Origin of the sequence: Streptomyces pactum, from assembly GCF_016031615.1 — a bacterium.
In the GTDB taxonomy this organism is placed as follows: domain Bacteria; phylum Actinomycetota; class Actinomycetes; order Streptomycetales; family Streptomycetaceae; genus Streptomyces; species Streptomyces pactus.
This window is the reverse complement of record NZ_JACYXC010000001.1, coordinates 2,865,528-2,890,501: the sequence shown is the minus strand read 5'-3', so window position 1 is coordinate 2,890,501 and position 24,974 is coordinate 2,865,528. Positions and strand designations below refer to the sequence as shown.

Annotated in this window: 15 protein-coding genes; 8 read left to right on the top strand and 7 right to left on the bottom strand. The window is 77.6% G+C overall.

Annotated elements, in window-relative coordinates:
* Positions 1-320 precede the first annotated feature (320 nt).
* The gene (locus IHE55_RS11185) at positions 321-1,520 is read left to right on the top strand and encodes a rod shape-determining protein (RefSeq protein WP_197988894.1); all 1,200 of its coding nucleotides are present in this window, start codon (positions 321-323) and stop codon (positions 1,518-1,520) included.
* 435 nt (positions 1,521-1,955) lie between these two features.
* Positions 1,956-4,502: a DUF6049 family protein gene (locus tag IHE55_RS11180; RefSeq protein WP_197988893.1), complete on the top strand. Its 2,547-nt coding sequence runs from the start codon at positions 1,956-1,958 to the stop codon at positions 4,500-4,502.
* Here IHE55_RS11180 and IHE55_RS11175 read toward each other — a convergent pair.
* Entirely contained in the window at positions 4,444-5,109 is a 666-nt protein-coding gene (locus IHE55_RS11175; protein WP_197988892.1) for a DedA family protein, read from the bottom strand. The two genes, IHE55_RS11180 and IHE55_RS11175, sit on opposite strands and share 59 nt — an antisense overlap.
* 1,046 nt (positions 5,110-6,155) lie before the next feature.
* Entirely contained in the window at positions 6,156-7,430 is a 1,275-nt protein-coding gene (locus IHE55_RS11170) for a nucleotide sugar dehydrogenase (RefSeq protein ID WP_197988891.1), read from the bottom strand.
* A 267-nt stretch (positions 7,431-7,697) separates the two neighbouring features.
* Between IHE55_RS11170 and IHE55_RS11165 the strand changes: the two genes are divergently transcribed.
* Entirely contained in the window at positions 7,698-9,404 is a 1,707-nt protein-coding gene (locus IHE55_RS11165; protein ID WP_197988890.1) for a glycerol-3-phosphate dehydrogenase/oxidase, read from the top strand.
* 682 nt (positions 9,405-10,086) lie between these two features.
* Here the strand turns inward: IHE55_RS11165 and IHE55_RS11160 are convergent.
* The 3 genes from IHE55_RS11160 to IHE55_RS11150 form a co-directional block, all read right to left on the bottom strand.
* A complete protein-coding gene (locus IHE55_RS11160) occupies positions 10,087-10,938 on the bottom strand; it encodes a dioxygenase family protein (RefSeq protein WP_372442655.1) in 852 nt (283 codons plus the stop codon).
* Positions 10,939-11,022: 84 nt separating this feature from the next.
* Entirely contained in the window at positions 11,023-12,021 is a 999-nt protein-coding gene (locus IHE55_RS11155; protein ID WP_197988889.1) for a helix-turn-helix transcriptional regulator, read from the bottom strand.
* Positions 12,022-12,317: 296 nt separating this feature from the next.
* Complete coding sequence (locus IHE55_RS11150) at positions 12,318-13,490, bottom strand: serine hydrolase domain-containing protein (RefSeq protein WP_232265528.1); 1,173 nt, start codon at positions 13,488-13,490, stop codon at positions 12,318-12,320.
* 210 nt (positions 13,491-13,700) lie between these two features.
* Here IHE55_RS11150 and IHE55_RS33075 point away from each other — a divergent pair, with 210 nt between their 5' ends.
* The 4 genes from IHE55_RS33075 (at position 13,701) to IHE55_RS11135 (ending at position 20,026) form a co-directional block, all read left to right on the top strand.
* The gene (locus IHE55_RS33075; RefSeq protein ID WP_372442654.1) at positions 13,701-14,837 is read left to right on the top strand and encodes a serine/threonine-protein kinase; all 1,137 of its coding nucleotides are present in this window, start codon (positions 13,701-13,703) and stop codon (positions 14,835-14,837) included.
* The gene (locus IHE55_RS33070) at positions 14,780-15,577 is read left to right on the top strand and encodes a serine/threonine kinase C-terminal domain-containing protein (RefSeq protein WP_372442653.1); all 798 of its coding nucleotides are present in this window, start codon (positions 14,780-14,782) and stop codon (positions 15,575-15,577) included. Before IHE55_RS33075 ends, IHE55_RS33070 begins: the two co-directional genes overlap by 58 nt.
* A gap of 850 nt (positions 15,578-16,427) precedes the next feature.
* Positions 16,428-18,740, top strand: a complete 2,313-nt coding sequence (locus IHE55_RS11140) for a serine/threonine kinase C-terminal domain-containing protein (RefSeq protein WP_197988888.1) — start codon at positions 16,428-16,430, stop codon at positions 18,738-18,740.
* A gap of 695 nt (positions 18,741-19,435) precedes the next feature.
* A complete protein-coding gene (locus tag IHE55_RS11135; protein ID WP_197988887.1) occupies positions 19,436-20,026 on the top strand; it encodes an ATP-binding protein in 591 nt (196 codons plus the stop codon).
* Between the two features lie 517 nt (positions 20,027-20,543).
* On the opposite strand, the gene IHE55_RS11130 is transcribed toward IHE55_RS11135, so the two are convergent.
* Complete coding sequence (locus IHE55_RS11130; RefSeq protein ID WP_197988886.1) at positions 20,544-21,590, bottom strand: GlxA family transcriptional regulator; 1,047 nt, start codon at positions 21,588-21,590, stop codon at positions 20,544-20,546.
* A 558-nt stretch (positions 21,591-22,148) separates the two neighbouring features.
* Here IHE55_RS11130 and IHE55_RS11125 point away from each other — a divergent pair.
* The gene (locus IHE55_RS11125; protein ID WP_197988885.1) at positions 22,149-23,465 is read left to right on the top strand and encodes an MFS transporter; all 1,317 of its coding nucleotides are present in this window, start codon (positions 22,149-22,151) and stop codon (positions 23,463-23,465) included.
* A 203-nt stretch (positions 23,466-23,668) separates the two neighbouring features.
* Here the strand turns inward: IHE55_RS11125 and IHE55_RS11120 are convergent, their stop codons facing one another.
* Positions 23,669-24,847 carry a flavin-containing monooxygenase gene (locus IHE55_RS11120; RefSeq protein ID WP_197988884.1) on the bottom strand — a complete coding sequence of 393 codons (1,179 nt, stop codon included), beginning with the start codon at positions 24,845-24,847 and terminating at the stop codon, positions 23,669-23,671.
* Positions 24,848-24,974 lie beyond the last annotated feature (127 nt).

Below are 24,974 nucleotides of genomic sequence, written 5' to 3'. Positions count from 1 at the left end.
TGCCTGGGACCGGATGGAGACAACCCGTCCCCTATATGGGGATTCAGTGGGGCCATTCAGTTGCCGCGTAACGGGCCGAACGGTGTTTCGGCGGGGCGGTGCCGTGAAGGGAGACGCTGTCCGCGCCGGAGGCGTTGCCTTGTCAACAGGCGAGTTCAAGCCGGATACGGAAGGCGACGTACCGGCGTCCGGTGCGGCATGCTGCACAGGTGGCCGCGGTGTCCGGTGCCTCCGGTCGCCCCGCCGGGCGGGGCAGTTGACGCCCCGTGGGGGGAGGTCGAGGGTGGATAGGAATCGGGCATAAGCAATAATGCCAACTTATGGCGCAAAGTAAGTCTTTCACCGGACGAGACATGGGCATCGACCTCGGCACCGCCAACACCTTGGTGTACGTACGGGGAAGGGGGGTCGTGCTCAACGAGCCGTCGGTCGTCGCGGTGGACGCGGTCGACGGCACGGTCCTCTCGGTGGGGGCGGAGGCGAAGGAGACCATCGGCCGCACCCCGTCGAACATCGTCGCCGTCCGCCCGCTGCGGGACGGCGTGATAGCGGACTTCGAGATCGCGGAACGCATGCTGCGGCACTTCATCCGCAAGGTGGCGGGCAACCGGGTGCTCTCCCGCCCCCGTGTGGTGGTCTGCGTCCCCTCCGGCATCACCGGCGTCGAGCGGCGCGCGGTGATCGAGGCGGCCTCCCAGGCGGGTGCCCGGCAGGTGCACCTGGTGGAGGAGCCGATGGCGGCGGCGATCGGTGCCGGACTGCCGGTCAGCGAACCCACCGGCTGCATGGTGGTGGACATCGGCGGCGGCACCACCGAGGTCGCGGTCATCTCGCTGGGCGGCATCGTCACCGCCCGTTCGGTGCGCACCGCCGGCGACGCGATGGACGCGGCCATCACCGCGTACGTCAAGAAGCGCTACGCGCTCGCCATCGGCGAACGCACCGCCGAGGAGATCAAGATGGCGATCGGCTCGGCCGCCCCCGGTGGCACCTGGGCGGCGGCCGGCCTGGACCGGCTGACCTCCTCCCGCCACGTCACGCTGCTGGACCCGGCGCCGGCGGCCGGCGGGGCGGACCGCTCCGACGGGCCGGACGGCGCCGACGGGGACCCGGACGCCGAGCGCACCCAGGGGCTGCTGCCGCCGGAGCGCTGCACGGTCCGGGGCCGTGACCAGGTCAGTGGTCTGCCCAAGCTGCTGGAACTCACCGCCGACGAGGTGCGCCACGCGCTGACCGAGCCGGTGGACGCGGTGGTGGCGGCGGTCCGCGAGACGCTGGACGAGACGCCGCCGGAGCTGGCCGGCGACATCATGGACCGGGGCATCGTGCTGACCGGCGGCGGGGCGCTGCTGCGCGGCATGGACACCCGCATCGCGCGGGAGCTGGACGTCCCGGTCCTCATCGCCGACGACCCGCTGAACTGCGTGGCGGTGGGCACCGGCCGCTGCGTGGAGGACTTCTCCGCGCTCCGCACGGTGCTGGACGCCAAGCCCCGTACCGGGATCGCCGCCCGGATGTGACCCGCGGCGCCCGGCGCCTCCGGCGGCGGTGCCGGTGCGCCGCGGCCGGCCGGTGGTGGGTGTGGTGGTGCCCGGCGCGGCGGTCGGCGGGGCGGTGTCGCGCGGCCGGGTGCCCGGCCGGGGCGGCCGTGCCGGGCGCGGCGGTGGTGCCGACGGTCCGGGGGTACCGCCGCCGGCCGGGGAGCGGTGGCCGGTGGTGCGCCCGCCGCCGCTCGGGCGCGCAGGCGTGGGTGCGCAGGCGCTCCCGCGCGGTGGGCGCGGCGGACGCCCGCGGGTGCGGTGGACGTGATGGGGCGGTGCCGGGTCGGGCGGCGGGGCGGTGCGCGGCGCCGGCCGGCGGGTAGGGCGTTTGCCGTACCTCCGCGCGCGGGGCGTACCGCCGCTGCTCATGCTCGGTCCATGGACCCGTAGGAACGAAACGTCGAGGTGACGGCGATGGCACGCGGCGGGGCGCAGGCGCGGGCGGTGCTCGCGGCCCTCGCGGTGTGCCTGCTGCCCGCCGTCACACCCGCCGCCGCGCCCTCCGCCACATCCGCCGCCGCGCCCGCCGCCGCGCCCGCCGTCACACCCGCCGCACCTCCGTCCGGGCACGCCGCCGCGCGTGCGGTCCCGGGCCCGGACCCGGCCGGGTACGCCGACGCGCGGGGAGGACGAGGCCCGCACCGCGCCGGGCACGCCGCCGCGCGGTCAGCCGCGGTCCCGGCCGCCGCCTCCGGCGTCCGTCCGTCCGCGGTCCGGGGCGCCCGCCGCGCCGTCGTCCCGGGTCCGGCCTTCGTCCGGGGTCCGGCCCTCGTCCGGGGTCCGGTCGTCGGCCCGGCCCCGGCCGTCGCCCGGGGGCCAGCGGCCGTCCCGGGGGAGGTTCCGGGCCGGGCCGCCGCCCGGGCCTATCCGGTGCGGGTCGTGGTGCGGGCGGTGACCCCGGCCGTGCCGGGGCCGGGGGACGCCACCGTGGCGGTGGCCGGCGTCCTCACCAACCGTTCCGGCGAGGACATCTCCGGGGCGCGACTGGCCGTACGGCTGGGCCCGCGCGCGGTCCGCACCCGCAGCGAGGTGGCGGCGGTGGACGCCGGCGCCCCCGTCCCCGCCGCCGACGCGGAGCCCGCGGAGCACACGCGGCAGGTGGGCACCCTGAAGGCCGGCGCGCGGCGGGAGTTCCGGATCCGGGTGCCGGTCGGCGAGCTGGAACCGGCGGCCTTCGGCGCGTACCCGGTGAGCGTGGCGCTCACCGGCCGCGACCGCGCGGTGCACGGCCTGGCCCACACCTTCCTGCCCCGGTACCCGGCCACCACCGGGGCCCGGCCGCTGCGCACCACGGTGCTGTGGCCGCTCACCGACGTACCGCGGCAGCAGGCGCTGACGGTCGGCGCGGGGGAGGGCGCCGAACCGGTGTTCGGCGACGACACCCTCGCCGAGTCCCTCGCCCCGGGCGGCCGGCTGCGGCGGCTGGTGGACGCCGGCCGCGGCCGGGCGGTGACCTGGCTGATCGACCCGGACCTGATCGTCCAGGCGGCGGCCATGGCGGACGGCTACCGGGTGGCCCGTACCCCCGGCACCCACGACCCCGGCGACACCGAACCGGGGAAGGGGCGCAAGGCCGCGGCCGACTGGCTGCGGGCGCTGCGGGCCGCGGTGCGCGGGCGGGAGGTGGTGGCGCTGCCGTACGCCGACCCGGACCTGGCCTCGCTCGCCCACTACGGGCGCGGCGCGCTGGCCGCGGGGTCCCGGCGGGGCGCGGACATCCTCGGACGGACGCTGCGGGTGCGGGCGCGCCAGGACCTGGCCTGGCCGGAGCGCGGGGTGCTGGACACCTCCGTCACCCGGCTGGCGGAGCGGCTGCGGATGCGTTCCGTCCTCACCTCCGGGGAGGGACTGAGCGGCGGGCCGGACCACCGTGGGGCGACCGACGACGGCCCGGTGGCGGTGGGCGGTGGCCTCACCGCGCTCACCTACGACACCACGCTGGCGGGGCTGCTCGGGGAAACCGGTCCGGACGCCGGCGGCGCCGTGCGGGCGCCCGGGGACGGCGGCCCCGGCACCACCGGTGGATCCGGAGCGACCGGCGGACCCCGGACCGCCGGCGGTGCCGGGACCGGCGGGCCGCCCTCGGTGGGGGAGCTGCGGCAGCGGCTGCTGGCGGAGACCCTCACCGCGGTCGGCGAGGCGCCGAACGCGTCGCGCGCCCTGGTGGTGCTGCCGCCCCGCCGGATGTCCGGCACCGCCGCGCGGGCGCTGGCCACCGCGCTCACCGACGGCACCGCCGCGGGGTGGCTGGAACCGGTGTCGCTCGCCGGCGCGCTGCGGGAGCCGGTGCCCGGGCGGGCGGGGGAGCCCGGCGGCTATCCGACGGCGCTCCGCGACACCGAGCTGCCGCCCCGGCTGCTGGCGGCCGTCGCCCGGGACGCCGGCCGGGCCCGCACCCTGGTCCGGGTGCTGGCCGACCCGGAACGCACCGAGGAGTCGGTACGGGACGCGCTGGCCCGTTCGGTGTCCACCGCCTGGCGCGGCCGGCTGCCGGCGGCGCGCGGCTACGTGCGGGGCACCTCGGACTTCCTGCGGGCGTCGATCGACTCGGTGCGGCTGGTGCCCAAGTCGACGGTGACGGTGGCCGGGGACTCCGCGACCATCCCGGTCACCGTGGAGAACGCGCTCCAGCAGTCGGTCGCCGGGATCGAGGTGCGGGTGGTCTCGGACCGCCCGGAGCGGCTGACGGTGGTGGACGGGTCGGTGCCGGCCGAGGCGTCGCGGACCGCCAGCCGGACGGTACGGGTGGAGGTGCGGGCACACGCCAACGGCCCGGTACGGCTGACCGCCCGGCTGCACACCACCGCCGACGGGCTGCCCTGGGGCGAACCGATCACCTTCCGGGCCGAGGTGCGGTCGGTCTCCTCGGGGGCGGTCACCATCGTCGCCGGCGGGGCGCTGCTCATCGTGCTGGCGGTGGTGTTCCAGCTGGGGCGGGCGCGGCGCCGGCACGGCCGCTGAGGTGCCGCCGGCGGAACCGGCGCGCGGCGTACCCGGCGACCACCAGCGCCACCAGGACGCCGGCCGCGACCCAGCCGGCCGTGGCCACCCCGGAGCGCAGCCGCTCCCAGCTCCCGCCGAGGTGGAAGCCGGCCAGGGTGCTGGTCACCGCCCAGACGACCCCGCCGACGGCGTTCCACAGCAGGAAACGGCGGCCGGGTACGCCGGCCACGCCGCTGAGCGCGGGGACGAGGGTCCGGAGCAGCGCGACGAACCGGGCGGCGACCAGCGCCGGCCCGCTGAGCCGGCGCACCAGGGCCAGGGCCCGCGCCACGTCGGCGGGCCGCACCAGGCGGGCCGGGATGCGGTCGGTCATCCGGTGGCCCCAGCGGCGGCCGAGGAAATAGCCGACGCCGGGCCCGACCAGGGCGCCGAGCACCGCGGCCGTCAGCACCGAGACCAGCGGCGCCCGCCCGAGCTGGGCGAGGGCCCCGCCGATCAGCACCGTGGACTGGCCCGGCAGCAGCACACCCGGGAACGCGGCCGCCTCCAGGGCGGGCACCAGGAAGACCAGGGTGAGCACGGTCCACCCCGGGAGGGTGAGCAGCCAATCGGTCAGCCAGTCCATCGCGCCGGTACCTTCCCCGCCGGTCGGGCGGTCGTCCGGTCGTACCTCACGGATGTGCCACCGGGGCGGTCAATTCACCCGATAAGGAAAATTACCGCCGGGGCGGGTGGCGGACAACGGTGCCTTTTCGGCCGCCGGGGCCCGCGCCCGCTGTCGCACCCGGACGGCCCGCCCTTCCCTCGGCGCGGGCCGCGAGCCGGGGGCCCGGGCCCGCCCGCGCCGAGGGGCGGGGGCGGACGGGCGGTCGCGGCCCCTTCCCGGCGGCCGTGGCGGTCCGCACGGGCGTGGCGGCCCCGGACGGGTCCGGCGGTCGCCACCCGCCGGGCCCGGCCGTGCCGTCCGTGTCCCGTGCCCCCTCCGTCGGCCGCGTTCCGGTGGCCGCGCCGTCCGCGCCGGTGTCCGTCCGCCCCGGCCTCCGGGTGGTGCACCGGGGGCCGGGTGTGCCGGTGGCCGTGGTGCGGTGGTGCGGTGGCCGCCCGGTGGCGTGAGGTACGTCTTCCGTGACCGGGTACTCGGCCGGTGCCCGTCGTACCGGGGTGGCCGCGGGACGGGCCGGGTTTCGGCCGGATCGGGCGGGTGGGGGTTTGCGGGGGGCGGATGCGGGCGGTGCGGGGGGCGGACGGCCGCCCGGCGAGCGGGAACGGGGGCCGGTCGTGCGGGCCGGGCGACGACCTCGCCGTACGGGACCGGGCGCGAGCCGTACGGGACCGGGCGCGAGCCGTGCCGTAGCGGGTGCAGCCCGTACGGGGCGGGTCGCCGGGCCCGTACGGGACCCCGGACGTGGTGGGCGCAGCCCGTAGGGGCACCCGGACGCGGCGGGCACGGGCCCGTACGGGACACCCCGACGCGGTGGGCGCGGGCCGTGCGGGGTCCGCCGAGCCGGGGCGGGCGTGGCCGGCCGTGCCGGTGCGGCCGGGGCCGGCGGGCCCGCCGGTGTGGTGCGTGGCCGGCCGGTCGGCCGGGGCGGCGCGGTGTGGTGCGTGGCCGGCCGGCCGGGGCGGCGCGGTGGTGGCCGGCCCTGTCCGGACGGCCGCCGTCCGCGCGGGTCACAGCCGGTGCGCGGCACCGGCCGGGCTCGCGCCCCGGGTGTCCAGCAGCAGCTGGGCCTTGACCGCCAGCCCCTGGAGGTCGTAGGTGCGGTGGTGCTGGAGGAGGACGGTCAGGTCGGCCGCCGCGGCGGCCTCGTACAGCGCGTCGGCGCGCGGCACCGGCCGGCCGAGCACCTGCCACTGGGCCACGTACGGGTCGTGGTAGCTGAGCTGGGCGCCCAGCTCCATCAGCCGGGAGGCGATCTCGCGGGCCGGTGCCCCTTCCTGGTCGCCCACGTCCGCCTTGTAACCCACGCCCAGCAGCAGCACCCGGGCGCCGCGTGCCGACTTGCCGTGCTCGTTGAGCAGGGCGGCGCAGCGCTGGGTGACATAGCGCGGCATCCGGCCGTTGATCTCCTGGGCCAGCTCCACCATGCGCAGCGGGTACCCCGGGCCGCGGCCGCGGTGGGCGATGTGGTTGGGGTCGATCGGCACGCCGTGGCCGCCGACGCCGGGGCCGGGCCGGAAGGCGTGGAAGCCGAACGGCTTGGTCTCCGCGCAGCGCACCACGTCCCACAGGTCCACCCCCAGGTCGTGGCAGAACACCGCCATCTCGTTGACCAGGGCGATGTTCACGTGGCGGTAGTTGGTCTCCAGCAGCTGCACGGTCTCCGCCTCGCGCGGCCCCCGGGCCCGTACCACCTTCTCGGTCAGCCGCCCGTAGAACGCGGCGGCGGCCTCGGTGCAGGCGGGGGTGAGGCCGCCGATCACCTTGGGGGTGTTGGCCAGGGTGTGCGTCCGGTTGCCCGGGTCCAGCCGGCAGGGCGAGTAGGCGAGGTGGAAGTCCCGCCCGGCCCGCAGCCCCGATCCCTCCTCCAGCAGCGGCCGGACCAGGTCCTCGGTGGTGCCGGGGTAGACCGCCGACTCCAGCAGGACGGTGGTGTGCGGGCGGAGCCGGGCGGCGAGCGCGCGGACCGCCTCCCGCACCGCGGACAGGTCCAGCGCCCGGTCCTCGCCCAGCGGGGTCGGCGCGCAGATCACCGCGGTACGGACCCGGCCCAGCTCGGCCGGGTCGGTGGTGGCCCGGAAGCCGGCGGAGGCCATCCTGCGGACCGCGGCGGCGGGCAGGGCGCCCTCCACCGGGGGGCGGCCGGCCCGCAGCTCGGCGACGGCCGCGGGATCGGGGTCGTAGCCGACGGTGCTGAAGCCTGCGGCGGTGGCGGCCTGGGCGAGGGGGAGGCCGAGGTGGCCGAGGCCGATGACGGCGAGGTCTGCGGGCGGGGCTGCGGGCATGGCGTCGTGCCGTCCTTCCCGGGACGATTCCGGATGGCGCAAATGCAGACTAAGCGGAAATATGACTCGTATTCAGTATTGGCGGCCTGTGGCGGCGGCGATTGGCCTCCCGATGACGGGTGACGGGTGATGTGTGGCGGGTGCGGGGCGGTCGGCCGTCGCCGGGCTCGCCGGGCCCGACGGGCCCGGCCGGGCTGGCCGTCCGGACCGGCCGCGGCCAGAATCATCAGACGGGGCATGTGACAGCGATCACACCAGGAGGCAGTTGTGAGGACACCCACCCTGGGCCCGGCCGAGCGCGGCCAGGCACTCGCCGGGATGGCCGACCGGGAACTGGACGTGCTGGTGGTCGGCGGCGGGGTGGTCGGCGCGGGCACCGCCCTGGACGCCGTCACCCGCGGCCTGTCCACCGGGCTGGTGGAGGCCAGGGACTGGGCGGCGGGCACCTCCAGCCGGTCCAGCAAGCTCATCCACGGCGGGCTGCGCTACCTGGAGATGCTCGACTTCGCGCTGGTCCGGGAGGCGCTCAAGGAGCGCGGGCTGCTCCTGGAGAAGCTCGCCCCGCACCTGGTCCGGCCGGTGCCCTTCCTCTACCCGCTCCAGCACCGCGGCTGGGAGCGGCTGTACGCCGGGTCCGGGGTGGCCCTGTACGACGCCATGTCCGTCTCCTCCGGCCACGGCCGGGGCCTGCCGGTCCACCGCCACCTCAGCCGCCGCCACGCCCTGCGCGTCGCGCCCTGTCTGCGCAAGGACGCGCTGGTGGGCGCCCTGCAGTACTACGACGCGCAGATGGACGACGCCCGTTTCGTCACCACCCTGGTGCGCACCGCCGCCTCGTACGGCGCCCTGGTGGCCAACCGGTCCCGGGTGGTCGGTTTCCTGCGCGAGGGCGAACGGGTGGTCGGCGCGCGGGTGCGCGACCTGGAACAGGGCGGCGAGTTCGAGGTGCGCGCCCGGCAGGTGGTCAACGCCACCGGGGTGTGGACCGACGACACCCAGGCGATGATCGGCGAGCGCGGGCAGTTCCACGTGCGCGCCTCCAAGGGCATCCACCTGGTGGTGCCCAAGGACCGCGTCCACTCCACCACCGGGCTGATCCTGCGCACCGAGAAGAGCGTGCTGTTCGTCATCCCCTGGGGCCGGCACTGGATCATCGGCACCACCGACACCGACTGGGACCTGGACAAGGCCCACCCGGCCGCCTCCAGCGCCGACATCGACTACCTGCTGGAACACGTCAACTCGGTGCTCGCGGTGCCGCTCACCCGGGAGGACGTCGAGGGCGTCTACGCCGGGCTGCGCCCGCTGCTGGCCGGCGAGTCCGACGCCACCAGCAAGCTCTCCCGGGAGCACACCGTCGCCCACCCGGCCCCCGGCCTGGTGGTGATCGCCGGCGGCAAGTACACCACCTACCGGGTGATGGCCAAGGACGCGGTGGACGAGGCGGTGCACGGCCTGGACCGCCGGGTCGCCGACTGCTGCACCGAGAACGTCCCGCTGGCCGGCGCCGAGGGGTACCAGGCGCTGTGGAACGCCCGCGCCCGGCTGGCCCAGCGCTCCGGCCTGCACGTGGCGCGCGTGGAGCACCTGCTGGGCCGCTACGGCTCGCTCACCGAGGAGGTCCTGGAACTGATCGCCGCCGACCCCTCCCTCGGCGAACCGCTCACCGGCGCCGACGACTACCTGCGCGCCGAGGTGGTGTACGGCACCTCGCACGAGGGCGCCCGCCACCTGGACGACATCCTCACCCGGCGCACCCGGATTTCCATCGAGACCTTCGACCGCGGCACCCGCTGCGCCCGGGAGGCCGCCGAGCTGATGGCCCCGGTGCTGGGCTGGGGGCGGGAACAGATCGACAAGGAGGTCGAGCACTACGAGAAGCGGGTGGAGGCCGAACGCGAGTCCCAGCGCCAGCCCGACGACCTGACCGCCGACGCGGCCCGGCTCGGCGCCCCCGACATCCAGCCGGTCTGACCCCGGCGCCCGGCCGGTCCGCGGCGGCGGTCCCGTACGCCGGTGCGGTGCTCGGCCGGTGCGGTGCGCGTGACGGGCCCGGTGCGGCGGTGGGGTGCGGCGCCGGTGGTCGGTCCGGTGGCGCGGTGCCGTGATGCCGGGTGCGGTGGCGCGGTGCCGGCGGGGGTGGTGGGTGCCGGTGCGGTGGTGCGCCGGCGCCCGGCGGTGTCGCGTACGGCGGGCGGGGCCGGGCCGTGTCCTCGCCGTGGCCCGCCGGCCGTGTTCCGGGCCGTATCCCGCCCCCGCCGTGTCCCGGCAGAGAGGGCCGTGTCCCGGACGAGAGGGCCGTGTCCCGGACGGCCGCCGTGCGGAGGACGGCCGTCCGGGACGCCGGGGCCGCGGTCCCACCGGTCGGCCGCCGCCGCCCGGCAGTGGCCCGCGGGCGGTCGGCGGCCGGCGGCCGCGGTGGGGCGGGTGCCCGGACCGCCGCCGCGGCGCCGGCGTGCCGCGGCGGCGGGGTCCATGGGTACGGGCGGCGGTCCGGCCGGTCAGGGCCGGGGCCGCCCGGGGGCCCGGCCGGCCCCCGGTGGTGCGGGGCGCGCACCCCACGCGTGCGGGCGGGCCGCGCCACCGGGCGCCGGCCCGGGAGGAGGCGCGAGACCCGCCGATGAGGGCCCCGCACCTCCCTCCCCGGCGGGCCGGGTCAGACCCGCCGCCACAGGGCCGGTGCGGAGGGCGGCTCCCACCCCGCCACCGCCGTGTGCCCCTGGAGGCATTCGTAGGTCGCGCCGCCGTACGTCACCCGGTCACCGGGCCGGTAGACCGTGCCGGCCTTCCAGGTGCCGCCGGGCTCGGGGTCCGGCGGGTCGGTCGGGTCCTGCTGGACGTTGAGGACGAAGTCGTACGCGCCGGTGCGCGTCCCTCCGCTGTTCCCCATCGTCATCAGCAGCCGGGGGTCGTAGATGGTGTCGCTGGAGTTCCCCGGCTCGCCCGGGAAGTACAGCTGCGTGGTGAGGATCGGCCGGTTGGGCGCCTGCACCTTGACGTGGATGTGCCGGGTACGACCCGGGTACAGGCCCGGCACGATCGTCTCCAGCCGGAACGCGCCGGTGGAATCGGTGAACTGGTGACCCCGGAAGCGGAAGCCGACGTTGTCGTAGTTGCCCCGGTTGTCGGCCTGCCAGAAGTCCAGCAGCGCGCCCGCGATCGGCTTGCACGCCAGACCGAAGACGTAGCCGCTGACGGTCAGCCGGGTGCCCACCGTGCCGGCCTCCACCAGGGAGGTACGGCGCGGCGAGTTCGGCTTGAAGTACGGGCCCTCCATCTGGGCGGGCGTGGGGTCGTCACCGTCGTCGCAGTACGGGGTGGGGGTGAGCGGCCGGTCCTCGGTCGGCGTCAGGTTGCGGGCGAGAGCCGGGGCGCCTCCGATCAGCATGGTCGCGGGCGCGGCCACCAGCGCGGCCTGGATCAGCCGTTTGCGGCTGATGTGCCGGGAGCCCGGGGAGCCTTCGGCCTCCGGGATGTCCGGAGAGCCTGGGGGGTGCTCGTCTGCCACGGGGATCTCCTCTGGTACGGAAGGCCGCCACCGGTCGGGCGGCGGCCTGCTGGGGGAAGAGGCCGGATCGATCCGGGACAGAACCTACGAGGGCTGGTCCGTGGGGTCGATGGACACAAGTACCCGATCGTGGTGTTTTCCGCGCACCGAGCGGCGGAAGTCCCCGGGGCTGCTGCCGGTCTCCCGGCGGAAGAAACGGCAGAAGTACGCGGGATCGGAGAAACCGGTCTGCCGGGCCACCTGCCCCACCGTCAGCCCGGTGCCGGCCAGCAGCCGCTTGGCCTCCAGCACCCGCGCCTGCCGGAGCATCGCCCCGGGGGTGCGCCCGGTCGCCTCCTTCACCGCCTGGTGCAGCCGGCCGGCCGAGACGCCCAGCAGCGCGGCGCAGTCCCGCACCGACCGGGCCGGGCCGTCCGGGCCCGCCAGCAGCCGGGCGAAACGTAACGCCACGGCGGCGCCGGAATCCGACCCCCGTGCGGTGTCCGCCCCCGGCCCGGCCCCGGGGGCCCGGCCGGCAGGATCCGGCTGCCCGGCGGCGGGCGGCCCGGGCGCCGTGGCCGCCAGCCGCCCGGCCCGCACCAGCAGCACGTGGAGGTACGCCTGGAGCACCGAGATGAAACCCGGCGCCTGCGCCTGGTACTCCCGGTCCATCTCCGCCAGCAGGGCGCCGATCGCCCGCGCCGCCTCCGGGGACGGCCGCAGGAACGGGCGGTCGCCCAGCAGGCGCAGCGCGTCCCGGTCCTCCGGGTGGTTCAGCAGGAAGTCGTCGTTGAAGAGGATCACCCGCCCGTCCAGCCCGGTGACCCGCTCCCAGTGGTGCACCCGGCCGGGCACGATGATCCCCAGCTGCGGCGGGTCCAGCGTCCAGGCGGCCAGGTCGATGACGTGCGCCCCGCGCCCCCCGGTGACGAACACGATCTCGTGGAACGTGTGCCGGTGCGGGAACTCCGCCCGGGACAGCGGTCCGATGGTGTCGAAGGTGCCCATCGCGAACGGCAGCACCCCGGGGTCGGGCACCTGCAACTGGTGCAGCGGCACCGTCGCGCCCCAGGCGTCCCGTGATCCCAGCTCGCGGCATGGCATCGTCGTTGTCCCCTCGCCGACGTCGGCCGCCGAGGTCCCGCGCCGGTTCCGGGCCGCCGGTCCGTCCGGCACCGGGGGTGACTCGCCGGCCCCGGGCCGCCCGGCCCGGCGGGTGGGGACGCTACCGGGTTCCGGCGGCGGCCACGAGACCCCCGGGCGCCCCGGCCCGGGGTGCGCCACCGTCCGGGCGGGCCCCGGTCGTCCTCCGGGCCCGCCGCGCGGGCCGGCGGCCGGGCGGTCCGGAGCGCCGGCCTTCCCCGGGTCCGGCCCGGCGGCCGTACGCCCGGGCCCGCCCGCTACCCGCCCCCGCAGAACGCCCGCCGCAGCAGCGCGCGTTCCGCGGCGCGGTCCGGGGCCGCCGTGTGGTTGAGGCGGTGGACGAGCACCCGGTCCCCGGAGGCGGAGCCCACCAGCAGCACGGAGGAGCCGTTGATGGTGCCGTTGTGCCCCCACACCCGGCCGCACGGCAGGGTCACCGGGAAGAGGCCCATCCCGTACCGGCCGCGGCTGGGCCCGGTGTCCCGCATCCGCGCCAGCCCGGACGGCGGCAGCAGTTCGCCGCCGAGCAGCGCCCGGTGGAACCGGGCCAGGTCGTCGAGGGTGGAGACCAGTTCCCCGGCCGCCCCGGCGGACGACGGGTCGAACTCGGTGACGTCGCGCGGCGCGCCGCCCGCCGCGCCGGCCGCGTACCCGCGCCCGTGCGGCCGGGGCAGGGTGGGCCGGGTGCCGGGGAAGGAGGTGCCGGTGAGCCCCAGCGGCTCGATGATCCGCCGCCGCGCCTCGGCGGCGTAACCGCGGCCGGTGACCCGCTCCACCACCAGGCCCAGCACCGTGTAATCGGTGTTGGAGTAGGCCCAGCCGCCGCCGGGCGGGCCGAACACCGGGGGGTGGGCGAGCGCGGTGCGGACCAGCCCGCGCGGGGTGTGGCTGTCGAACCGGTGGGCGGCGAAGCCGGCGCCGAACAGCCGCCGGGCCAGCGCCGGGTCGCGGGTGTAGTCGTACAGTCCGCTGGTGTGGTCCAGCAGCTGACGGATGGTGACGGTACGTCCGCCGTGCCCCGGCCCGCGCAGCAGCCCGGGCAGGTGCTCCTCCACCGGGTCGTCCAGCCCCAGCCGCCCCTCGGCGACCAGCTGCAGCACCACCGTGGCGAGGAACGTCTTGGTCAGACTGCCCGCCCGGAAGTGGTCCGCGCGCCCCACCGGCCGTCCGGTGGCCAGGTCCGACACCCCTGCCGCGGCGAACCGCCCGCGCCCGCCGGAGACCACCAGGACCGCGCCGCCGGGCGCCGGGCCCCGCTCGACCAGCCGCCGCAGCTCGGGGCCGAGGTCGGGGGGCGCGGCCGCGGCCGCCACCGGTCCGCCGCGGTCCGCCATGACGTTCCGCCGCGGCCCGTCGCCGCACCCGGCCACCGCGGCGACCAGCACCACCACCAGCACCGCGGCGAGCGCCGCGCGGGAGCGAGGGCCCAAGGCCGTCCCTCCGTCCGGTTCCGTTCCGTCCCGGCCCGCGGCGGGACCGGCCCGCCCGGTGCCCCTCCCGCGGCGAACTCCCCGATGGTGCCAGGTCCTTCCCGCGCGGCTCGCCCGGGGCCGGACCCGGCACTTCCCCCGGTCCGCGGATGAGAGACAATGGGCGCTCTGCCAGGGTGGGTTGATTCGCAGTAATCTCAGAGGGGTCGCATGTCGGAGGCGGAGCAGACGCAGGACACGACCGGGCGCCTCCTCGCAGGGCGGTACCGGCTCGGTGAGGTCCTCGGCCGGGGCGGCATGGGCACGGTCTGGCGCGCCCGTGACGAGACCCTCGGCCGTATCGTCGCGGTCAAGGAGCTGCGGTTCCCCTCCAACATCGACGAGGACGAGAAGCGGCGTCTCATCACCCGGACGCTGCGCGAGGCCAAGGCGATCGCCCGGATCCGCAGCAACGGCGCCGTCACCGTCTACGACGTGGTGCACGAGGACGACCGGCCGTGGATCGTCATGGAGCTGATCGAGGGCCGGTCGCTCGCCGACGTGGTCCGCGACGACGGCCCGCTCACCTGGCGGCGGGCGGCCGAGGTGGGCCTCGCCGTCCTCGACGTGCTGCGCGCCGCGCACCGCGAGGGCATCCTGCACCGCGACGTGAAGCCGTCCAACGTGCTGATCGCCGACGACGGCCGGGTGGTGCTCACCGACTTCGGCATCGCCCAGGTCGAGGGCGACCCCTCGGTCACCTCCACCGGCATGCTCGTCGGCGCCCCCTCCTACATCTCCCCGGAGCGGGCGCGCGGCCACAAGCCCGGCCCGCCGGCCGATCTGTGGTCGCTGGGCGGCCTGCTGTACGCGGCGGTGGAGGGCGTGCCGCCGTACGACAAGAGCACCGCCATCGCCACCCTCACCGCGGTGATGACCGAGCCGCTCGACCCGCCGAAGAACGCGGGTCCGCTGGAGGAGGTCATCTACGGCCTGCTCGACAAGGACCCCGCGCGGCGGCTGGACGACGCCGGCGCCCGCGCCCTGTTCAACGCCGCGCTCAGCGCGCCGGACACCCCGGCCGGGCCGGCCGCCGCCGAGGCGACCCGCACCATGAGCCTGCCCCCGGCGCCCCTCGGCGGCGCCCGCCGCCTCCCCGCGCACCCCGATCCCGCCCGCCACGCCGCCGGGCGCCGGGGCCCGCACCCCCGGCGCCCGCGGCCGGCGCGGACCGCGGGCGTGAGCCGCGCCCCGCGCGGAACGCGGCGGGCGGAGCACGCCCCCAGCGCACCCCGGTCGGCGGGAGCCCGGTGCCGCCCGCGCCGCCCCGCGCCTCGCTCACCGACGTGGTGCCGCGCCGCACCCTGATCATCATCGCCGTGGTGCTGCTCGCGGTCGTGGGCACGGTGCTCGCCATCGCGCTCTCCGGCGGGGACGACGACGGTGGCAGCGGCAAGAACGCCGGCGGGCCCGGCACCGCGGCCGACCGGCGGCCGGCCACCGGCTCCGCCCCGGACGCGGACGGCTCCGGGACGCCCGCGAGCCAGGACCCGGCCACCGGCGCGGACGGGCAGCAGCCGGGCGACGACGACGCCGGCGACGCGGACGACGACGCCGACGACAAGAAGAGGAGCGGTGCGCCGGAGGGCTACCGGAACGTCTCCTACGACCGGCACCAGTTCTCCATGGCCCTGCCCGAGGGCTGGAAGGCGCACCCCGTCCGGGTCGGCGGCCGGGTGTACGAGGGCGGCCGGATCTACCGGGGCGACGCCGAGTTCCCGCGCGTCCAGGTGGACTTCAACGACTCCCCGCGGTCCGACGCGGCGGCGGCCTGGCGGTCCTCGGAGAGCGGCGCCCGCAGCTCCATGCCCGGGTACCGCGGACTGGGCATCAGCAGCGTCGAATGGCGCGGCTACCCCACCGTCGCCGACTGGCGTTTCGAGCGGCAGCAGGGCGGCAAGAGGGTACGGGTGCTCAACCGCGGCTTCAAGAAGGACGACGACCAGGGCTACGCGATCATGGTCACCTGTGAGAAGGACAAGTGGGACGAGGAGGAGTGCCGCACCCTGCGGAACACCGCCTTCCAGACCTTCCACCCGACCGGCTGAGGGCGCGTCGGCGGCTCGGCTGAGGGTGCGTCGGCGGATCCTCCGGTCCGGCGGCGGACGCTCCGGTCCGGTCGGCCGGGGTGTCGGGCCGGGAAGGCCGGCCCGGCGGCTGACCCCCTGACGGCCGTACCGGTGGGCCGGAAGCGCCGGAGACCCGGCGGACGGGGCCGTAGGACGGCGGACCCCGGCGGCCGGACGGGAGTCGTGAGCCCGGCGCCCGTGCGGGCGTCGGCGGGGCGGCGGCCTCGCCGTCCGGCGGAACCGTGCGCGGCGCACCGGACGGGACGGCACGGCCGGCACGGTGCTGCCGGGCCGGGCGGACCGTCAGCCTCCGGGCGGCCGATTCGCGGGCGGGACACCGTACCTACCGGGGCGGGACCGTGCGGGACGGTCGTCGGGCCGGCCGGGACCGGTCGGTCCTCGGACGGGCCGGTCCTCGGACGGGCCGGTGGACGCCCGGCCCGGCAGCCCCGGTGACGGCCCCGGTGGTGGCCTCGTCCGATGACCGGTTTCCGACGGTCCGCCAGGCCGTGGGCGCTCGGCGCCCGGTGCGCCCGGCGTCCCGAGGCGGGTGGTGGCCCGGCGCGGACCGCGGTACGGGCAGGCCGTGAAGACCGGCCCGGACGGGACGAGTTCGCCGGTGGTGGGGTGAGCGGCGGGCCCGGTGACCTGCCCGGACCGCACCGGCCGGCCGGCACGCCGCGGTCGCCCGGCCCGGGGCCCGCTCCCGGCCCGCTCGGCACCGGGTGGCCGAGGCCGTATGGTGAGAGACCGTGGATCGCACGCGACCGTGGTGAGTGGAGAACGACCGGAAACGCGCGGCGTGTCGGGCGCGTACTGGGGAGGCGTCGTGGACGACTACGCGGGAAGGGTGCTCGCCGACCGCTACCGGCTGCCGCTGCCGCCGCCCGACGGACCGGAACCCCTCACCGTCCGGGCCTGGGACACCTACAGCGGTCAGCGGGTGCTGCTCCGCCGGATACCGCTGCCGGAGGTCGTCGAGGCCGAACTCGTCGGCGGTGCCCCGGCGGACGCGTCCGGACGCCCGGGGCCCGGCGGTCCGGACGACGGCTCCGGCCGGCCCGCACGGTCCGCCTCCCGGGACGCCCACGACCCCGTGGTGCGCCGCGCCGTGGACGCCGCCACCGCCGCCGCCTCACTGCCCGACCACCCCCGGCTCGACCAGGTCTTCCACGTCTTCGCGGAGGACGGCGACCTGTGGATCGTCAGCGAGTTCGTGGCCGGCCGCCCGCTCGCCGCCCTGCTCGCCGAGGGCCCGCTGTCCCCGCACCGGGCGGCGGAGGTCGCCGCCGACGTCCTCACCGCCCTGCGCGCGGTGCACGCCCACGGCTGGGTGCACCGCAACATCACCGCCGACACCGTCGTGATCTGCGAGGACGGCCGGGCGATGCTGACCGGGCTGGCCGCCGCGGCGGCCGAGGAGGCCCTGTGCGGCCACGACCCGGTGCCGCCCGCACCACCGGCGCCCCTCTCCCCGCCGGACCGCCACCGGGGCCCCGGCCGGCCCGGCGACGGCGGCCGGGTGCCGCGCGCCCGGGACGCCGGGTACGCCGACGGCCGTGGCGGAACGCCGGGGACCGGGGCCCGGGACGAGGGCGGCGCCGCGCCGGCACCGCGGGGTGCCGTGCCGCAGCCCCGGACCGGTGACGCCGTCGTCGCACCCGCCGGCCGCGACCCGCACCCCCGGGGCACGGCCGGCGCGGCCCCGGCGGCCCGGGGACCGCTCGCCCCCCGGCCGCTCGGCTCCGGACCGGCCGGTTCCGACGTGCCGGCCGGGGCACCGGACGGCGGCCGACCGGACCGTGCGCCGGCCGGGCGGCGCGGGCCGGCCACCCCGCTCGCCGCCGAGCGGGCCCGGCTGGCGCGGCTCGCGCTGGTCGGCGCGGTGACCGAGCGCTGGGCGCCGGAACAGGCCGGGCCGGCGCACGCCGGCCCGCCGCCGGCCGACACCCCGGCCACCGACCTGTGGGCGGTCGGCGCGCTGCTGTTCCGCGCGGTCCGCGGCCACGCCCCGTACCCGGAGGACGACCCGGTCGCACTGGTGCGGGAGGTGGCCACCCGGGCCCCGGCCCACGCGGACGGCTGCGGTCCGCTCCGCCCCCTGGTCGAGGCCCTGCTCGGCCGGGACCCGGCGGCCCGCCCGGACGCCGAGGACGTGCGCGCCCGGCTGCGCGCCCTGGTGCGGTCGGCCCCGGAACCGGAGGTCGGCAGCCGTACCGTCGTGGTCCCGCACCCGGACTCCGGCGGACCGGCCGGCGCCCGGCGGCTGCCGGTGGTCCGCCGCCGGGGACCGCTGGTGCGCCGCGCGCGGACCCGGGGGCCCGTGGTGCCCCGCGCCCGGCGGCGTGCGGTCCGCCCGGCGGAGGCGCCGCCGTCCCGGGAGCCGGCCGCGATCCGCATACCCGACGCACCGCGGCGGTCCCGGGGCCCCCGCGAACCCGCGATCGGTCGCGGGCGCCGCCACCCGCGCAACCTGGGCCTGGTCCTGCTCCTGGCCATCCTCGCGCTGCTCGTCGCCGGGGTGCTGTTCGCGGTGCTGTTCCTGCCGGAGTCGGAGCCGAGCGGCACCGACGGCGCGCGGCGGCCCGCCCCGGCCGGCGGCACGGCGGACCGGCCCGGCGACGGCGGGCGGGCGGACGATGGACGGGGGGACGGCCGTTCACCGCAGACCACCCGGCCGCCCGGACTGCCCCGGGGTTTCGTGGTGCGCGACGACCCGGCCGGCTTCCGGGTGGCCGTCCCCGGGTCCTGGACCCGCCGGGGCGAGAACGACCGCGGCCAGGTGCGCTACCGCGGCGGCGACTTCGAGCTGCTGGTGGTCGCCGGGCGGGACCGGGCCACCGAGGTGGGCACCGACCCCATGGCCTACCAGCAGACCCGGGAGCCGGAGCTGGCCGCCTTCCGCGCCTCGTCGTGGAGCTCCGCCTCCCAGCTCCGCCGGACCGACGTGGGGCGGACCGCGACGGCCGAGGGCGAGTTCCGGTGGCGGGACGCCGGCGGCCGGCAGGTGTGCGCCCGCAACCTCGCGATGCTGCTGGCCGGGCGCTACCACATCGTCCAGGTGATCGGGCCGGCCGACGAGCCGGAGGCGGTGGCCCGCTACTTCCGGCACGCCGTGGCCCGCTACGCGGCGGCCGGCTGAGGACCGTCACGCGCCACCGGCCCGAGGCGGTGACCGGGGCAGCCGGGTGTCGTGGTCCGGCCGCCGGCCCGGGCGGTGGTCCGGCCTCCGTCGCGGAGGCCGTGGCCCGACGACGGCCGGGACGGTTGCGGCGCCACCGGCCGTCGGCAGCCGGCCGCCGGCAGTCAGCCGCCGCGGCGGGCGGCGGTGGGCAGGGGGCCGTGCCGGACGGCCGCTCCGGGGCCGTCGCCCGGTGACCGGACCCGGGCCGGAGCCGCCGGTCCGCGCCGCCACGCCGTCACCCCGCGCACCTGTGCGAGCCGCGCCGGCCCGGCCCGGTGCGTCACCCAGCGTTGATACCGGGTTGTGTCCCGGGCGTGACTCGTCACTGGGGGGAGTCGCGCCCGCGCTCGGGTACCCTCCGTGGGGTGCGAGCGGTGGTGAGGTGCGACGATGCCGGGTCGGTCGGTGCGACGACCCCTGAAGATCGCATGTTCCCCGCTCGCCGGGGGTGGGGGCGACCGCGCGCCGGCTGTTCGAGTCGCCGCGGTGCGCGTCGCACAGGATACGGTCGGCGTACTCCTTGGCGCGGGTATATGCCCGAAGCGCTTGTTGAGGTGACTGTACGTCAACCATGCTGTGTCGGAAGGGAGTCACAGACCGTGACCCTTGCGAGGCGCGAGGCGATGTGTCCGCCGGTTCGGATGGTGTGAACGGTGCAGGTGCTTCAGGTGCAGATGGAGGTCCGGCCCGACCCCGCGGAGGTCGGCCGCGCCCGGAGGTGGGCCCGTTCGCGGCTCGTCGGTTCCGGTATAGACGCGGACGAGCCGCTGGCCGAGACGCTGATCCTGATCATCTCCGAGCTGGTCACCAACGCGGTCGTGCACACCGGCTGCCCCGCCGTCCTCAGCATGCGGCTGCCCGGCACCCCCGGGCACGCCGGTGAGCCCGACGGCGCCGGCCGCCCCGGCGCCCCGGTGCCCGCCCCCGCGCCGGTCACGCCGTACGGCACCGTGGCCGGTGCGGGGGCGGCGCGCGCGGAGAGACCGGGCGGCGCGGCCGGTGGCGCGGTCAGCACGGTGCGGGTGGAGGTCGCCGACCGCAGCGCCCGGGCCCCGCGCCCCGGCCACGCCGACGAGGCGGCCACCAGCGGTCGCGGGCTGGAGCTGGTCGATGTGCTCGCCGACCGGTGGGGCTGGCGGCGCGAGGGCGCCGGAAAGCGGATCTGGTGCGAGGTGGACCGGTGCGAACCGCTCGGCACGCCGGCCTTCGAGCCGCCTTCCCGGGCGCTGATGAACCAGGCGTGAAGGGCCGCTCCCGCCCCAGGTGTTGACCTGGCGTGTTCATTTGATCACTCTGGGAAGCAGCGATTCGTTGCGAGGGGACGCCGAGGACGCCGGCCGGCCGTACGGCGCCGACGCGCCTCGGCGATGGCGGGTCGCGTCCGGCGCGGACCGTGGCGTCGCGCCGGTGACGGGTGGTGGTGCGCGGTGCCGTGCTCGGGGCGCGCATGGGCGTGCCGCCACCCGCCTCTCCGACCCGCGACGACCCGTCCACGGCCGGGCCCCCGTTCGGTCCGTCCGCGGCCCGGCCCGGTGCGATGTGGTGCGGTTCGCGCTCCGGCACGACGGCCCGCGGAATCGTTCCGGCCCGCGGAATCGTTCCGGCGTGCGGAATCGTCCCGGCACACGGGATCTTCCGGCCTACCGCGTCGTTCCGGTCGGCGGTCAGGGGCAGGCGGCCGGGGTTGGCGTGGGCGGTCCCGCCGGGTGTTTCCGCCCGGGCCTTCCCGCGTACTCCGCCCGTGGCGGCCGGGGGTGCCGGTCAGCGGCCGTGCCCGCCGTGGCCGCCCGTGCGGCCGGCCGCGCTGCCGGTGGTGGCGCGGAAGGTGCGCCGGTACGCGGTGGGGGAGACGCCCAGCGCCGCCTGGAGGTGCTGCCGCATCGAGCCGGCGGAGCCGAACCCCGCGCTCCGCGCCACCTGGTCGACGGAGAGGTCGGTGGTCTCCAGCAGGTGCCGGGCGCGCTCCACCCGCTGCTGGGTGAGCCACTGGCCGGGGCTGATCCCGACCTCCTCACGGAACCGCCGGGTGAAGGTCCGTATGCTCATCGCCTCCTGCGCGGCCAGTTCGCGCAGCGATATCGGCCGGTCCAGGCGGCCCAGGGCCCAGGCCCGCGCGGTGGTCGTGGTGGACCGCTGCGGTTCGGGGACCGGCCGGTGGATGTACTGCGCCTGGCCGCCCTCCCGGTGCGGCGGCACCACACTGCGCCGGGCGACGTCGTTGGCGACCGCGGTGCCGTGGTCCCGGCGGACGATGTGCAGGCACAGGTCCAGCCCGGCGGCGACCCCGGCGGAGGTGAGGACGTCACCGTCGTCCACGAAGAGGACGTCCGGGTCCACCCGCACCGACGGGAAGAGGCGCTGGAAGTGGTCGGTGCTGTGCCAGTGGGTGGTGGCGGGGCGCCCGTCGAGCAGGCCGGCCGCCGCCAGGACGTAGCTCCCGGTGCAGATGGAGACCATCCGGGTGCCCGGCCGGACGTGCGCCAGGGCGGCGGCCAGCGGTGCGGTGAGCCGCCCTTCCTCGTAGACCGGTCCGAGTTCGAACGAGGCGGGCACCACCACGGTGTCCGCCTCCGCCAGGGCCTCCGGCCCGTCCGGCACGTCGATGGTGAAGTCGGCGTCGGTCCGGACCGGACCCGGCTCGACCGTGCACGTCGTCACCCGGTACAGCGAACGGCCTTCCGCGGTGCGGGCCTTGCCGAAGATGCGGTAGGGAATGCCCAGCTCGAAGGGGATCACTCCGGTCAGCGCCAGCACGACGACCCGGTGCGGCCGACCTCCGCCGTCCACCGCGTCCACCGCGTCCGTCATCGGACCCCTCCCCGTCTTTCCGGCTTCCCGTCTCCCCATGACCCGGCGTCGGCGCCGGCCCCGTCCCGCCGCCGCGGGCCCGGTGGGCCCGGACGCGTACGGCGACCCGTAAGGAGAAGGCGGCGCGGACCCCGGGCATTCCCGCCGGGAGCACGGGAGCACGGGAGCGCGGTGCCGATGGTGGGCGCCGCCGCGCGCCGGCCGCCCGCCGGCCCGCCCTCTCGTCCCCGGCCTCCCTCCCGCCGGGGCCCGGCCCCTGGCACGGGGTTCCTTCCGCCAACCCGCCGGCGTCCGGCGCCCTCCGTCCCGGGCGGCACGGCCCGTTCCGGACATGGCGGCGGCTCCGGGCGGTGCGGTGGCCGGGCGGTGCGGTGCGCCCCGGATGGTGCGGTGGCCGGGCCGCGGTGCCGGGCGCCGGGCGCGGGGGATGGGCATCGCGTCGGGCTCCGTGCAGGGCGCCGGGCGGCCACCGGTGGCCGGATGCTGTTGGCCCGATCCTGGTGAATGCTGTCCCACCGGCCGCTCGCGACGGGGTGACGCGGCCCCGATCCTGTTCCGGTGACTCAGACAGCTGAAACCTTCGAGCGGCACGACCCGCCCCGGGCCCGGCGCCGCGGTCCGCGGGTGCACCGGGCCTGGTTCGTTGCCGCGGTCGCCTTCGTGACCATCATCGGTGCGGCGGGGTTCGCCTCCCTCCCCGGGCTCCTCATCGAACCGCTGCACGACGAGTACGGCTGGTCGCGCGGGACGGTCGGCTTCGCGGTCTCGGTCAACCTGGCGCTGTACGGACTCACGGCACCCTTCGCCGCGGCGCTGATGGACCGTTTCGGCATCCGTCAGGTGGTGGCCTGCGCGCTGACCGTCATCTCCGTCGGAGCGGGCCTGACCGTCTTCATGACCGAGGCGTGGCAACTCGTCCTGTGCTGGGGCGTGCTGGTCGGGCTGGGCAGCGGCTCCATGGCGCTGGCCTTCGCCGCGACCATCGCCAACCGCTGGTTCAGCAAGCGGCGCGGGCTGGTCACCGGCATCCTCACCGCGGCCGGCGCCTCCGGTCAGCTGGTCTTCCTCCCGCTGCTGTCCTGGATCGTGGACCGCCACGGCTGGCGGCCGGCCGCCGTCACGGTGGCGGTGGTGGCGCTCGCCGTGGTGCCGTTCGTCTGGCTGCTGATGCGCGACCACCCGGCCGATGTCGGCCTGGCGGCGTACGGGGACGACGGGCCGCCCGCGCCCCGGCCCGAACCCCGTCCCGGGGCCGCCCGCCGCGCGGTGCGGGCGCTGCTGTCGGCGGCGCGCACCGGACCGTTCTGGCTGCTCGCCGGGACCTTCGCGATCTGCGGCGCCTCCACCAACGGCCTGATCAAGACGCACTTCGTGCCCGCCGCCCACGACCACGGGATGGCGGTCACCGCGGCGGCGAGCCTGCTCGCGGTGATCGGCATCTTCGACATCATCGGGACCATCGCCTCCGGCTGGTTCACCGACCGCTTCGACGCGCGCCGGCTGCTCGCGGTGTACTACGCGTTGCGCGGGCTCTCCCTGATGTTCCTGCCGATGCTGCTGTCGGACACCGTCCACCCGCCGATGATCTTCTTCATCGTCTTCTACGGGCTGGACTGGGTGGCGACCGTGCCGCCGACCATCGCCCTCTGCCGCGAGCAGTACGGCGAGGACAGCGCGATCGTCTTCGGCTGGGTGCTCGCCTCGCACCAGGTGGGCGCCGGACTCGTCGCCTTCCTCGGCGGCGCGGCCCGCGACGCGTTCGGTTCGTACGACGTGGTCTGGTACGCCTCGGGGGCGCTGTGCGCGATCGCCGCGCTGATGGCCCTGGTCATCCGGCGCACCCGGCCCCAGGGCGCCCTGCCCGCCCCGGCCTGACCCGCCGCCCGGCCTCCGGCGTCCGGCGTCCGGGCCGGGCCGTCCGCGCCGGTACGGCCCGCGGCCCGGGCTCCGGTCCGGCCCGCCGCCCGGGGCTCCGGTCCGGGGCGTACGGCCAGGGGTCCGCTCACCGCGCGCCCGCCGGCCGGGCGCTCGTCAGCCGGGTGCCCGGCACCCACGCGCCCCCGGCCGGGTGGCGGCGGTTACCGCGCGGGTGCCGGGCGGGCCGGGGCCGGCCGGTGGGCGAGCGCGCGGGCGATGCGCCGCGCGTCCAGGCCGAGTTCGCGCAGGGTGCCGCTGACCGGGCGGGAGAAGCCGGTGAAGTGGAGTCCGGGCGCCGAGCCGAGGGTGCGCGGGCCGTGGACGAGCGGGTGTCCGTGCTCGTCGAGGACGCCGAGGTGTCCCACCAGCCCGTCCAGCGCGCACCGGTACCCGGTGGCGGCGATCACCGCCTCCGGGCCGATCCGGGAATCGTCGGCCAGTACCACCGCGCCGCCCTCGAAGGACTCCACGGCGGGGACGATCTCCACCCGGCCCGCCGCCACCGCGGCCGCCAGACCCGCCTCCGGCACCGGCCCGGCGCCCGTCCGGTGACCGGTGTACGGGCCCGTGGCCGGGCGCGGCAGCCCGTACCCCGACAGGTCCGGCAGCAGCGCCCGGTTCAGCGTCCGGGCCGCCCGGTCCGCGGCCCGCCGCGGCAGTCGCCGGGTCAGTACCGCGGCCCGCTGTGCGGAGCAGCCGGCCGCCGAGCGGCGGACCAGGTGCGGGACGGTGCGCACGGCCAGCCGTACCCGCGCCGCACCGGCCCCGGCGAGCGCCACCGCGATCTCGGTGCCGGTGCTGCCCGCCCCCACCACCAGCACGTCCCGGTCCCGGTAGGGGTCCGGCGCCCGGTAGTCGGCGGCGTGCCTCAGCTCGCCGGTGAAGCCGTCGGCGCCGGGCCACTCCGGGAGGAGCGGGGTGTGGTGGAGGCCGGTGGCGACGACCACCGCCGGGGAGGACAGCCGGCGGCCGCCGGTCGCGTGCAGCAGCCAGCCGCTGCCGTCCTCGGCACGGTCCACCCGGGACACCTCCACCCCGGTGACCACGTCCAGCCCGTGGTGCTCGGTGTACCGCTCCAGGTAGCCGACCAGGTCGTCGCGGGACACCCAGCGGCCGCAGGAGCGGGGGATGGGCAGTCCCGGAAGGCCGGAGAGCCGGCGGGTGGTGTGCAGGCGCAGATGGTCGTAGGTCCGCCGCCAGGAGGCGCCGACGGCGTCCGAGCGCTCCAGGACCACGGCGCGTACGCCGCGCTCGCCCAGGGCCGCCGCGGTGGCGAGCCCGCCCGGTCCGCCGCCGACGACGTAGACGGGCGCGGTGTGGGGGTGCGATCTGTCGGCCATGCGGGTGAGCGTATCCAGGTAATTGACGGGTATCGGTCAAATCCATTCCGAAACGGTTGCGGATGGGTCACGGTCCCGCACCGTGCGTGAGCCCTCGGCCGGGGGCCGCCGGAACACCCGGACGGCC